Raw genomic sequence first — 10,084 nt, 5'->3', positions numbered from 1 at the left:
CGGCCGCCCCGGACGCCCGGGCGCCGTCTCCCGGGGGCTCCGCCCCCAGACCCCCGCGCCTCAAACTCCCCCAGCTACCGCTGGGAGGTGCCCCCAGGCGGGGCTGGATTCGGCCGAGCCTCACCGCGCCCCCACCCCCCGCCCGCGCCACCCGCTCACCGTTGACACGCAGTGACACCGCGGCGGAGACTGCGGGCGCGCCCCACCGGGCGTGCCCGGTGGTGTGTTCCGGTGCCCACCTCGGCGCCCGGGGCGTGCCGCCGATCGTACGGAGTCGCCCAGGAGAGCCCCCATGAGCATCCGCACCGTCCGCGACGTCTACGTCGTCGACGCCGTCCGCACCCCCATCGGCAAGTTCGACGGCGCCCTCGCCCGGGTCCGCCCCGACGACCTCGCCGCGCACGTCGTCCGCGCCCTCGTCGACCGGACCCCCGACCTCGACCCCGCCCGCATCGACGACGTCGTCTTCGGCGACGCCAACGGCGCGGGCGAGGACAACCGCGACGTGGCCCGCATGGCCGTGCTCCTGGCCGGGCTGCCCGTCTCCGTCCCCGGCGTCACCGTCAACCGCCTCTGCGGCTCCGGCCTCGAAGCCGTGATCCAGGCGGCCCGCGCCATCGCCCTCGGCGACGCCTCCGTCGCCATCGCCGGCGGCGTCGAGTCGATGACCCGCGCCCCCTGGGTGGTGCAGAAGCCCGAGCGCTCGCACCCCGCCGGCCACCAGCAGATGTGGTCGACCACCCTCGGCTGGCGGATGACCAACCCCCGCATGCCCGCGGAGTGGGCCGGCTCCCTCGGCGAGGGCGCCGAGCTGATCGCCGACAAGCACGGCATCACCCGCGAGGCCCAGGACGCCTTCGCCCTGGAGAGCCACCGCAAGGCCGCCGCGGCCTGGGCGGCGGGCCTCTACGACGACGAGGTGGTCCCGTACCCCGGCGTGGACCTGCTGCGCGACGAGTGCATCCGCGAGGGCTCCACCCCGGAGGCGCTCGCCCGCCTCAAGCCGGCCTTCCGGACGGACGGTTCGGGCACCGTCACGGCCGGCAACGCCTCCCCCCTCAACGACGGCGCCGCCGCCCTCCTGCTCACCGACGAGGCGGGCCTCGCCGCCACCGGCCGCGAGCCGCTCGCGCGGATCAGCGCCTCCGCCGTCACCGGCATCGAACCGCAGCTCTTCGGCCTCGGCCCGGTGGACGCCGTCCAGCGGGCGCTCGCCAAGGCCGGCCGCGACCTCTCCGGCCTAACCACCCTCGAGCTGAACGAGGCCTTCGCCGCCCAGGCCCTGGGCTGCCTGGCCGCCTGGCCCGAGCTGGACCCCGCCGTGGTCAACCCGCGCGGCGGCGCCATCGCGATCGGACACCCCCTCGGCGCCTCGGGTGCCCGGCTGGCGGGCTCGGTCGCCCACCAGCTGGCGGCGGCGGGCTCCGGCACCGGCATGGCCGCCCTGTGCATCGGCGTCGGCCAGGGCATCGCCCTGATCCTGGAACGCTGACCCGGCCACCCGCCCAGCGATCGTTTCCGGACAGGGAGCCGTCCCAACTGCCCAATAACTGAACAGAATCCGGAGAGCGGGGTCTGGCACGATGGCGCCTGCCACTGCCCCCGTGCCACCCCATCCCCTCCGGAGGCCCCGCGCCATGCCGCTGCTCGACCCGACCCTCTGGCAGGACGGCCCCACCCTCACCGGCGGCACGGCCCCGGTCGTCGAACCCGCGACCGGCCGCACCCTCGCCACGCTCGACCTCGCCGCCCCCGCCGACGTCGCCGAGGCCGCCGTACGGGCCCAGGCCGCGCAGCGCGACTGGGCGCGGGCCACCCACGCGGAGCGGGCGGCCGTGCTGCGCCGGGCCGGGGACCTGTTCGCGGCGCACGCCGACGAGCTGCGGGAGTGGCTGGTCCGCGAGTCGGGTTCCATACCCGGCAAGGCCGACTTCGAACTGCACGTCGCCGCCCAGGAGTGCTACGAGGCCGCCGCGCTGGCCTCGCGCCCCGCCGGTCAGGTGCTGCCCAGCGAGGCGCCTCGGCTCTCCTACACCCGCCGCGTCCCGGCCGGGGTGGTCGGGGTGGTGGCGCCGTTCAACGCCCCGCTGATCCTCTCCATCCGCTCCGTCGCGCCCGCCCTGGCCCTCGGCAACGCGGTTCTGCTCAAGCCGGACCGGCGCACCGCCGTCTGCGGGGGCTTCGCCCTGGCCGCCGTGTTCGCCGCCGCCGGACTCCCGTCGGGGCTGCTGCACGTGCTGCCCGGCGGCGCCGGTACGGGCGCCGCCGTCGTGGCCGACCCGCGCGTACGCGTCGTCTCCTTCACCGGGTCCACCGCCGCGGGCCGGTCCGTCGGTGAGCTGGCTGGCCGTCACCTCAAGCGCGCACACCTGGAGTTGGGCGGCAACTCGGCCCTCGTCGTACTGGCCGACGCCGACGTCGAGGCCGCCGTCGCGCAGGCCTCCTGGGGGTCCTTCTTCCACCAGGGCCAGATCTGCATGACCGCGGGGCGCCACCTCGTCCACGCCTCGCTCTACGACGAGTACGTGGAACGGCTCGCCGCCCGCGCCGACGCGCTCACCGTCGGGGATCCGTACCGCGAGCGCGTCCACCTCGGGCCGCTGCTCGACGGGGCCCAGCTGGAGCGGGTCCGGGGCCTGGTCGAGGAGAGCGTGGAGCGGGGCGCCAAACTCGTCGCCGGGGGCACCCACGAGGGCCTCTTCCACCGGCCGACCGTCCTCGCCGCGGTCTCCGACGACACCCCCGCCTACACCGAGGAGGTCTTCGGCCCGGTGGCGCCCGTACGCTCCTTCACCACCGAGGAGGAGGCCGTGGAGCTGGCCGCGGCCGGCCCGTACGGGCTCTCCCTGGGCATCGTCACCCGCGACGCCGCCCACGGGCTGGAGCTGGCCGAGCGGATACCGACCGGGATCGCGCACGTCAACGACCAGACCGTCAACGACGAGGCGGTGGCCCCCTTCGGCGGGGTCGGCGTCTCCGGGACGGGCGCCCGGTTCGGCGGGGAGGCCAACCTCGACGCCTTCACCGAACTCCGCTGGACCACGGTCCGCCGCACCCCGCCCGCTCACCCCTTCTAGGGACCGCCGCCCGGGAGCGGAATGCCGCGGGCCGGCCGTTCGTTCAAGCAGGACACGCAGGACACGCAGGACACGCAGGACACGCAGGACACGCAGAGCGATGCAGCGATGCAGCGATCAGGAGGCAGGAAACCGTGGCTACAGTCGAGCTCACCAAGGAGAACTTCGACCGGACGGTCAGCGAGAACCCGTTCGTGCTGATCGACTTCTGGGCGGGCTGGTGCCGCCCCTGCCTCGCGTTCGCACCGGTCTACGAGAAGGCCGCGGAGGCCAACCCCGACCTGGTGTTCGCCAAGGTGGACACCGAGGCCCAGCAGGAGCTGGCGGCGGCCTTCCAGATCACCTCGATCCCCACACTGATGATCGTCCGGGACCAGGTGGCCATCTTCGCCCAGCCCGGCGCCCTGCCGGAGGCCGCGCTCACCGACCTGATCGGCCAGGCCCGCGCCCTCGACATGGACGAGGTCCGCGCGAAGATCTCCGCCCAGCAGGCGGCCCAGGGGGAGCAGCCGGGCGGCGCCCCCGGCACGCCGGAGGGCTGAGCTTGCCGGACGCGACCCCGGTCCCACGGGGACACTGGGCGGCATGACCGAACCGGTGGAGTACGACGTCGTGGTGCTCGGCGGGGGCCCGGCAGGCGAGAACATCGTCGACCGGACCCGCGCCGCCGGGCTGACCACGGCCCTGGTGGAGAGCGAACTCGTCGGCGGGGAGTGCTCGTACTGGGCCTGCATCCCCAGCAAGGCCCTGCTGCGCCCGGCCCTGGCCCGCGCCGACGCCCGCCGGGTGCCCGGCCTGGCCGAGGCCGTCTCCGGGCCGCTCGACGCCGAGGCGGTGTTCGCGCACCGCGACTACTGGACCGGCGACTGGAAGGACGGCGGCCAGGTCGACTGGCTCGACTCCGTCGGCGCGCACCTCTACCGGGGCCACGGCCGGCTCTACGGCATCCGCAAGGTCGCCGTGACCAGCCCCGAGGGCGTGCACCACGTCCTGTCCGCCCGGCACGCCGTGGTCGTCGCCACCGGCACGGAACCCGTCCTCCCGGACCTCCCCGGGCTGCACGGCGCGGGCGCGTGGACCAGCCGCGAGGCCACCTCGGCCCGGCAGGTGCCCGGCCGGCTGCTGATCGTCGGCGGCTCCGTCGTGGCGTGCGAGATGGCCACCGCCTGGCAGGCCCTCGGGTCTCAGGTCACCGTCCTCGCCCGGGGCTCCGGGCTGCTGCCGAGGATGGAGCCCTTCGCCGGCGAACTGGTCGCCGAGGCCCTGACGGCCGCGGGCGCCGCCGTGCGCACCGGAGTGGCCGTGGAGGCGGTCGTCCGGGACGGCCCGACCGGGCCCGTCACGGTGGTCCTGGAGGGCGGGGAACTGCTGGAGGGCGACGAGCTGCTGATGGCCACCGGCCGGGCGCCGCGCACCGGGGACATCGGCCTCGACACGGTCGGGCTGACGCCCGGCGGCTGGATCCCCGTCGACGAGAGCTGCCGGGTGGAGGGCCACGACTGGCTGTACGCCGTCGGGGACGTCAACCACCGGGCGCTCCTCACCCACCAGGGCAAGTACCAGGCCCGGATCGCCGGAGCCGCCATCGCCGCCCGCGCGGCCCGGGGCACCGGCGCCCCGCCGCCGGACACCGGCCGCTGGGGCGCGTACGCCGCCACCGCCGACACGGCGGCCGTCCCGCAGGCCGTCTTCACCGATCCGGAGGCCGCGTCGGTGGGCCTGACCCTCGCCGAGGCCGAGCGCTCCGGGCGCCGGGTGCGGGCCGTCGACCACGACCTGGGCAAGATCTCCGGCGCGGGCCTGTACGCCGACGGCTACCGGGGCCGGGCCCGGATCGTCGTCGACCTCGACCGGGAGGTGCTCCTCGGCGCCACGTTCGTGGGCCCCGGCGCCGCCGAGCTGCTGCACGCGGCGACGATCGCCGTCGTCGGGGAGGTCCCGGTCGACCGGCTGTGGCACGCGGTGCCGGCCTTCCCGACCATCAGCGAGATCTGGCTGCGGCTGCTGGAGGCCTACCGCGGCTGAGCGCGCCGGACCGTCACGTCCGCAGGTACGAGGCCCCGTTGACGTCGAGGACCGCGCCCGAGCTCCACCGGGCGGCGGGCGAGGCCAGGTAGAGCACGGCCGAGGCGATCTCCTCCGGCTCGGCGACCCGGCCGAAGGGGCTCTGCGCCCGGATCCCCTCGCCCTCCGCGCCCCGCAGCCGTCCGGAGACCCGCTCGGTGGCGACGAACCCCGGGGCCACCGAGGCCACCGTGATCCCGTGCGGCGCCAGGGACACGGCCAGGGACTGGCCGAGGGCGTGCAGGGCCGCCTTGGTGGCCCCGTACGCGGGATGGTCCGGCTCGCCCCGGAACGCGCCGCGCGAGCCGACGTTGACGATGTGCCCCGGCCGGCCCTCGTCGATCAGGCGGCGGGCCACGCAGTAGCTGACGTCGGCCGCGCCGAAGAGGTTCACCGCCGCCGTCCGCCGCCAGGCGTCCCGCCAGTCCGCGTACGAGGTCGTGGGCAGCGGGTGCGGGAGCATCGCGGCGGCGTTGTTCACCAGGACGTCCACCCCGCCGAGCGCCCCGGCGGCCTCGGCGACCATCTCCTCGACGCGCTCCGGGTCGCCCAGGTCCCCGGTGACGAGGGTGTGGCCCGAGCCGTCCAGGGCCGCCAGGGTCTCCTCGGCGTCGGAGTGCCGGGCGGAGGAGTGGACGGCGACCCGGTCGCCCTGCCGGGCGAACGCGAGGGCGACGGCCCGGCCGATCCCCCGCGAGGCACCGGTGACCAGCACGCCCCGGCCCGGGCCGCCGGCTCCCGGCCCGTCGCCGCCCGGCGGAGTGGTGGGAATGGCGTTGAGGGGCATCGGGACTCCTTCGGCGAGGACCGGCTGACCCGACCCATCTGATCATGACCCGGCCCCGGATCCCACCCGGATCCCGCCCGCATCCCACCCGGGCTCCGCCCGCCGTCGCCCCCGCCTCCGCCGGACCTCCGGTACGGCCCGGTCACGCCCGCGACCCGGGGACCGGGGACCCGGAGGGCCGGGCCGCGGCGGTCGGGTAGGTTGAACGATCAGGTCGGACCCGCGACCCCCGGGCGCCGGCTGATCTGGCGTCAGGCCGGGCGGGGGCGTGACCCCCCGTCGGCGACGAAGGAGCCACCGTCCGTGATCGTGATAGCGCAGCTCAGCGACGTCCACTTCGACGGCGGCACCCGCGCCGCCGAGCGCACCCGCGCCGTCATGGAGTACCTGGACGGCCTCCCGTACGACCTGGACGCGGTCCTGGTCAGCGGGGACATCGCCGACAACGGCACCCCCGCCGAGTACGAGCAGGCGCGCAAGGTGCTCGTGTCGCGGCACCCGATGGTCGTCTGCCCGGGCAACCACGACGAGCGCACCGCCTTCCGGCGCGGCCTGCTGGGCGAGGAGGACCCGGCGGCGGGGCCGGTCGACCAGGTGCTGCGCGGCGAGGGCTTCGTCCTCGCGGTGTGCGACTCCTCCGTCCCCGGCGAGCACCACGGCCGGCTGGAGGAGTCCACCCTCGCGTGGCTCGACGGGATCCTCGCGGGGACCCCGCGCGAGGTGCCGGTCCTGGTCGCCTTCCACCACCCGCCGGTCCCGCTGCACACCCCGTACGTGGACGAGATCCGGCAGTTCGGCGAGGAGCGGCTCGCGGCCCTCGCCGAACGCCACCCCCACCTGCTGGCCTTCCTGTGCGGGCACGCGCACACGGCGGCGGCGACCGTCTTCGCGGGCCGGCCGCTGCTCGTCGCGCCCGGGGTGGTGTCCACCCTGCGGCTGCCCTGGGAGGAGCCGACCGGCGACCCGCACGTGCACCTCGACGAGCCGCCGGCCGTCGCCTTCCACGTCATCGGCGAGGACGGGCGGCTCACGACCCACTACAGGGTGGTCGTCGCGCGCCGGTAGCTGGCGCCGTCCCGGGTCCGGGTGAGGTGGCCCGAGGTGATCAGGTAGCGCCGCAGCGCGGAGCAGTCCTCGTGCACGGTCCGCAGGGCGTCGTTCACCTCGGGCTCCGAGTACGCGCGGTCCGGGGCGAACAGGGTCTCGGTGAGGTGCGCGAGCAGCTGCTCGCGCCGCGCGGCCTTGCGCGGGATGGCGAGGAGCTGGCCCCCGGAGAACAGGTCGGCCACCCCGCGCGGGCTCGTGCGGGCCTGCGGGTCCTGCCGGCCGGCGCCCTGGTCCTCGGTGTTCCGCCGCCGGGTGTTCTGCTGATCGGTGATCTGTGACATCCCCCGAGCTTCGCCCGCCCCGGGAGCCCGGGCAACGCAATATCCGCCGCCGCCCCCGTACCCGTGGCGGGGAGGGGCGGCGGCGGACCGCGGGGCCGTCAGGGGGTGACGGTGATCTGCTGGGAGGGGTCGGTGGTGTCGGAGACCAGGTAGACCGCGTTGAAGGTGGACGAGGTCGCGCTGGTCGGGCAGCCGAAGCCGCCGGTCACCGTCACCGGGACGGTCGCGCCGGAGAACGTCAGGCTGGACGGGGCCCCGTTGGCCCAGGTGCCCGGGACGCTCGCCGGTCCGCCGGGGGCCGCGGTGACCGTACAGGTGGCCAGGCCCGTGGTGTGCACGACCAGCCCGCCGGTGGGCACCGTCATCGTCGCCGTGATCGGCGAGCCGTTCTGCATGGACACCGACCAGGCGCCGCTCGTGGTCACCGTCGGGGTGACGCCCGGCATGCTGGAGGTGCAGGAGCTGTACGTGGGCGGGGAGATCGGCGAGGACACCGCCCCGGCCGTGTTGTGGTTGCCCGGGGCGGCCGGCACCGAGCCGGTGGAGACGGAGACCGAGCAGGTCACCGTCACCGAACCGGCCTTGAGCGTGGCCTTCCCGCTGAGCGAGGCCTTGAAGGCGTGCCCGGCGGGGGTGACCGTGGTCGACCCGGCCAGCGGTAACGGAGCGGCGTGGGCGGTGGTGGAGGCCACCGTCAGTGCGGCCGCGGCCGCCATGCCGAGGGCGAGCGCGGTACGCGTACGGCTCATGGCTGTGCTCCTTGGGGATCGGGGTGCGGAGTGGGGGAGGTCCCGGCGGGGGAGGGCCGGGCGGGGGCGGCGGTGCCCCCGGTGCGCGGGGCGGCGTACGGCTGCCAGGCGAACATCAGCCCGCCGCCGAGGATGCCGAGCAGGGTGCCGATCAGGAACCCGCCGAGGTTCGACAGGACCAGCGCGGCGGTGGCGATCAGGGTGGTGAGGACCCCGGCGAGGACGCGCTGGCGGGGCGAGAACCAGGCGGTGAGACCGAGGACGATCATGATGATGCCCATCAGGACGGACGGGATCCCCGCGATGCCCTGCTGGAGCATGATCTTCAGTGGTGCCAGCGGAAGAACGCAGATCCACGCCCCGGCCAGGACGGCGAAGAGTCCGCCCCAGAAGGGCCTGCCGCGCCGCCACCGCCGCCAGCGGCTCAGAAGCATTCCTTCTTGCCCTTGCTGATGTTCATGCTCAGCCCGGACAGCTTGAAGGTGCCGGCGTTCGTCGCCCACGCCGTCTGCTGGAGGCTGCTGATGGTGACCTTGTCCGCCTGCTGGGCGAACAGGTCCTGCATGCCCTGCGCCTCGGCCGGGCCCTTGTCCAGGGTGGAGGCGTCGCGCCCGATCTCGATGTTCGTGAACTCCGCGTCACCGGCGAGCTGGGTGGCGTCCACGAACAGGTTGGACGCCTCCACGGGGGTCTTCTGGCCGGCCGTCAGGTTCAGGGAGATGTCCCCGATGACCGGGAGGGTGGTGACCACCGACTGGCAGAGGCTGTGCAGCTTGGCCTCCTTGATGGCGGTGACGGCCACCGGGATCAGCTCCTGGCGGGCGTTGACGTCGACGCTGCCGTACTGGGCGAAGCCCTCGCCCTCCAGGCTGGTCGCCGACACCTTGAACTGCTGGCCCGACACCGCGAAGGAGGCGGCGAGCGCGCCCTGCGCGAGTGCGATCCCGAGCCCGGCGGTCACCGCCACGGCGGGCACGGTCAGCAGCGCGAACCGGCGCCAGCGGACCCTGCCCTCCACTCTGCTCGCGGAGTCGGCGTCAGGGCCGCCCTCGGAATCGAATTCGGGTAAGTACGGTGAATCTGCCATGAGATCGTCCCTTATCTCGGCTGTGCACCTTTGTTACCGACGAGTTGAATGTAAGAGTGCCAATGGTGGTTGGCAAGGTTGTGCGAGCGCACCCTTTAGGCCGACTCCTACTGCTCCGTACGCAGCAGTTCGGCGACCTCCGCCTCCACCCGCCGACCCATCGCCCGGGCGAACTCCGTGGCCACCACCTCGCCCGCCACCGGCCGCAGCGCCGCCACCGCCTCCCGGACATGATCCAGCTGGGTGGCCGAAAGTCGCCCCAGCCCCTCCGGGCCGATCACATGCCTGCGGAACAGTCCGACGAACCGGTCCGCCAGCGCCGCCGCCTGCTCCTGCACGAACTCCCCGGCGTCCAGGATCTCCGCGAGCGGCATCCCCTGCCGCACGAGCGCCACCGTCGCCTCCAGCAGCCGCCGGCTCGGATACGTCACCAGGTCCCCGTCGACCCGTACGTAACCCAGCTCGGCCGCCCGCCGGGTGTGCGCGGCCGTAGCCCCCGGGCCGAACAGCTCGCGCAGCTCGGCCCGGGTCATCGTCACCGGCTCCTCGCGCACCCAGTCCCGGGTCATCTCCCGCTCCAGGCCAAGGAGTTGGGAGATCCCGCCGCCCTGCTCCCAGGCGGCCAGCAGCTCCCCGATGCCGTTCACCGTGTAACCGCGCCCCAGCAGGTCGCTGATCAGCCGCAGCCGGGTCAGGTGGTCTTCGGAGTACCAGGCGATCCGGCCCTCCCGGCGCGGCGGCGGCAGCAGCCCGCGCTCCTGGTAGTAGCGCAGGTTGCGCACCTTGACCCCGGCCTCCAGGGCCACCTCCTCGCGGCGCCAGCGCCGCCGCCCGTCCCCGCCGTCCGTCCCCGCCCCAGTGCTCACGCGGCCGAGTGTAGGACCTACCGGCGGGTGTACCGGCAGGTCACATGGCGTGGCGCGGGGCGGGGC

Annotated in this window: 11 protein-coding genes; 5 read left to right on the top strand and 6 right to left on the bottom strand. The window is 75.0% G+C overall.

Annotated features, from left to right (window positions below):
• Nucleotides 1–292: 292 nt before the first annotated feature.
• The 4 genes from AB0O29_RS18665 to AB0O29_RS18650 all read left to right on the top strand — a co-directional run bounded on the left by AB0O29_RS18665 (nt 293) and on the right by AB0O29_RS18650 (nt 5,102).
• On the top strand, nt 293–1,492 hold the full coding sequence (locus AB0O29_RS18665; protein ID WP_365152954.1) for a thiolase family protein: 1,200 nt from the start codon (nt 293–295) through the stop codon (nt 1,490–1,492).
• Between the two features lie 145 nt (nt 1,493–1,637).
• Entirely contained in the window at nt 1,638–3,077 is a 1,440-nt protein-coding gene (locus AB0O29_RS18660; protein ID WP_365152952.1) for an aldehyde dehydrogenase family protein, read from the top strand.
• A gap of 134 nt (nt 3,078–3,211) precedes the next feature.
• A complete protein-coding gene (locus AB0O29_RS18655) occupies nt 3,212–3,619 on the top strand; it encodes a thioredoxin family protein (protein ID WP_365152950.1) in 408 nt (135 codons plus the stop codon).
• A gap of 43 nt (nt 3,620–3,662) precedes the next feature.
• Nucleotides 3,663–5,102, top strand: coding sequence for an NAD(P)/FAD-dependent oxidoreductase (locus AB0O29_RS18650; RefSeq protein ID WP_365152948.1), 1,440 nt, complete (start codon nt 3,663–3,665; stop codon nt 5,100–5,102).
• A 13-nt stretch (nt 5,103–5,115) separates the two neighbouring features.
• Here the strand turns inward: AB0O29_RS18650 and AB0O29_RS18645 are convergent, their stop codons facing one another.
• Nucleotides 5,116–5,928: an SDR family oxidoreductase gene (locus AB0O29_RS18645; protein ID WP_365152946.1), complete on the bottom strand. Its 813-nt coding sequence runs from the start codon at nt 5,926–5,928 to the stop codon at nt 5,116–5,118.
• A gap of 303 nt (nt 5,929–6,231) precedes the next feature.
• On the opposite strand from AB0O29_RS18645, the gene AB0O29_RS18640 reads away from it, so the two are divergent.
• A complete protein-coding gene (locus AB0O29_RS18640) occupies nt 6,232–6,993 on the top strand; it encodes a metallophosphoesterase (RefSeq protein WP_365152944.1) in 762 nt (253 codons plus the stop codon).
• Here the strand turns inward: AB0O29_RS18640 and AB0O29_RS18635 are convergent.
• The 5 genes from AB0O29_RS18635 to AB0O29_RS18615 all read right to left on the bottom strand — a co-directional run bounded on the left by AB0O29_RS18635 (nt 6,966) and on the right by AB0O29_RS18615 (nt 10,018).
• Nucleotides 6,966–7,316, bottom strand: coding sequence for a DUF2087 domain-containing protein (locus AB0O29_RS18635; protein ID WP_365152942.1), 351 nt, complete (start codon nt 7,314–7,316; stop codon nt 6,966–6,968). The two genes, AB0O29_RS18640 and AB0O29_RS18635, sit on opposite strands and share 28 nt — an antisense overlap.
• Nucleotides 7,317–7,414: 98 nt before the next feature.
• Nucleotides 7,415–8,065 carry a hypothetical protein gene (locus AB0O29_RS18630; RefSeq protein WP_365152941.1) on the bottom strand — a complete coding sequence of 217 codons (651 nt, stop codon included), beginning with the start codon at nt 8,063–8,065 and terminating at the stop codon, nt 7,415–7,417.
• Nucleotides 8,062–8,499: a DUF6114 domain-containing protein gene (locus tag AB0O29_RS18625; protein ID WP_365152939.1), complete on the bottom strand. Its 438-nt coding sequence runs from the start codon at nt 8,497–8,499 to the stop codon at nt 8,062–8,064. The genes AB0O29_RS18630 and AB0O29_RS18625 overlap by 4 nt, the downstream gene beginning before the upstream one ends.
• Nucleotides 8,490–9,152: a DUF6230 family protein gene (locus AB0O29_RS18620; protein ID WP_365152937.1), complete on the bottom strand. Its 663-nt coding sequence runs from the start codon at nt 9,150–9,152 to the stop codon at nt 8,490–8,492. The genes AB0O29_RS18625 and AB0O29_RS18620 overlap by 10 nt, the downstream gene beginning before the upstream one ends.
• Before the next feature lie 107 nt (nt 9,153–9,259).
• Nucleotides 9,260–10,018 carry a MerR family transcriptional regulator gene (locus AB0O29_RS18615; RefSeq protein WP_365152935.1) on the bottom strand — a complete coding sequence of 253 codons (759 nt, stop codon included), beginning with the start codon at nt 10,016–10,018 and terminating at the stop codon, nt 9,260–9,262.
• Nucleotides 10,019–10,084 lie beyond the last annotated feature (66 nt).

The organism is Streptomyces sp. NPDC089915, from assembly GCF_040684675.1.
Taxonomy (GTDB): Bacteria; Actinomycetota; Actinomycetes; order Streptomycetales; family Streptomycetaceae; genus Streptomyces.
Note: the sequence above shows the minus strand (reverse complement) of the source record. Positions and strands in the feature narration are given on the sequence as shown.

Bases quoted from the DNA above. Each gene is read 5' to 3' on its own strand.
- AB0O29_RS18665 (WP_365152954.1), top strand. From the start codon at position 293: ATGAGCATCCGCACCGTCCGCGACGTCTACGTCGTCGACGCCGTCCGC.
- AB0O29_RS18660 (WP_365152952.1), top strand. From the start codon at position 1,638: ATGCCGCTGCTCGACCCGACCCTCTGGCAGGACGGCCCCACCCTCACC.
- AB0O29_RS18650 (WP_365152948.1), top strand. From the start codon at position 3,663: ATGACCGAACCGGTGGAGTACGACGTCGTGGTGCTCGGCGGGGGCCCG.
- AB0O29_RS18645 (WP_365152946.1), bottom strand. From the start codon at position 5,928: ATGCCCCTCAACGCCATTCCCACCACTCCGCCGGGCGGCGACGGGCCG.
- AB0O29_RS18635 (WP_365152942.1), bottom strand. From the start codon at position 7,316: ATGTCACAGATCACCGATCAGCAGAACACCCGGCGGCGGAACACCGAG.
- AB0O29_RS18630 (WP_365152941.1), bottom strand. From the start codon at position 8,065: ATGAGCCGTACGCGTACCGCGCTCGCCCTCGGCATGGCGGCCGCGGCC.
- AB0O29_RS18625 (WP_365152939.1), bottom strand. From the start codon at position 8,499: ATGCTTCTGAGCCGCTGGCGGCGGTGGCGGCGCGGCAGGCCCTTCTGG.
- AB0O29_RS18620 (WP_365152937.1), bottom strand. From the start codon at position 9,152: ATGGCAGATTCACCGTACTTACCCGAATTCGATTCCGAGGGCGGCCCT.